Source organism: Acidovorax delafieldii 2AN, from assembly GCF_000175235.1.
Lineage (GTDB): Bacteria > Pseudomonadota > Gammaproteobacteria > Burkholderiales > Burkholderiaceae_C > Acidovorax > Acidovorax delafieldii_B.
The window spans coordinates 1-1,085 of sequence record NZ_ACQT01000539.1 but is presented as its reverse complement, the minus strand read 5'-3'; the positions used below and the strand labels follow the sequence as shown (position 1 = coordinate 1,085).

The following is a 1,085-nucleotide window of genomic DNA, read 5'->3' as shown; positions in this document are numbered from 1 at the left end:
GGCAGGCCACGCTGCAGCGCAGTTGGGAAGTGGTGCGCGACGAAGCCCGCAGCCTGGTGCGCGTGAGCCGCATCGACCAGCCCGAGGCCATTCTGCTGGCGCCCGAACAGACCTTCTTCCTGCGCGAGAACCTCAAGCTCAAGATGCTCAATGCGCGCCTTGGCGTGCTGGCGCGCCAGTTCGAATCGGCCCGCGCCGACCTGGCCGCCGCCACGGCTGCGCTCAACAAGTACTTCGACCCCACCTCGCGGCGCACCCAGGCCGCCGCCACGGCCCTGCAGGCCGCCCAGGCCAGCCTGAAGGCGGCCGAGATGCCGCGCCTGGATGAAACCCTTTCCGCGCTGGCCACAGCCGCGGCAGGAAGATGACATGACCTCCCTTGAGTCGCTTCGCGCCTTCCCCCCAAGGGCGGCGACGCCCTGTTTGTGGGGCGGCCCTTGGCTCGCGTCCCTGGCTTGTGCTGCGCCAGTGGCGAAGGTCACGGGCGCGCGCGGAGCGTTGGACCACTGATATGCGTGCTGCACTTTGGCTTTTGGCATTGTTTGGCGTGGCCGTGGCCGCAGCCTTGTTCGCGGGCAACAACCAGGGCACCATCACGCTCTACTGGCCGCCCTACCGCATCGACCTGTCGCTGAACATGGTGGTGCTGCTGCTGGTCAGCGGCTTCGTCACCGTGTACGCCGCGCTGCGCGCACTCGCTGCGTTGCTCGAACTGCCCCATCAGGCCCGCAGGTGGCGCGTGCAGCAGAAGGAACGCGCCATGCACAGCGCGATGCTGGACGCCCTCACGCACATGCTCGCGGGCCGCTTCCTGCGGTCCCGCAAGGCCGCCCTCGCAGCGCTGGGCCAGGAAGAAGCCCTCACGGCCGCCGGCGAAACGGTGCCCCACGGCCACCACCTGCGTGCGCTGGCGCACATGGTGGCCGCCGAAAGCTCCCATGCGCTGCAGGACCGCGGCAACCGCGACACCCATCTGCAGCATGCACTCGAACAGGCCCCGGCGCGCGGCACTGCCCACGAGCAGGAGTTGCGCGAAGGCGTGCAGATGCGTGCGGCGCGCTGGACGCTTGACGACCGCGATGCCG

At 69.6% G+C, this 1,085-nt stretch carries 2 protein-coding genes; both read left to right on the top strand.

The genetic code is table 11. The features are described from left to right. A partial coding sequence (locus ACDELDRAFT_RS22880) for a uroporphyrinogen-III C-methyltransferase (RefSeq protein WP_005801539.1) occupies positions 1-368 on the top strand: 368 nt, incomplete at its 5' end. Positions 369-511: 143 nt separating this feature from the next. Continuing rightward, the coding region (locus tag ACDELDRAFT_RS22875; RefSeq protein WP_005801537.1) for a heme biosynthesis protein HemY at positions 512-1,085 on the top strand (574 nt) is incomplete at its 3' end.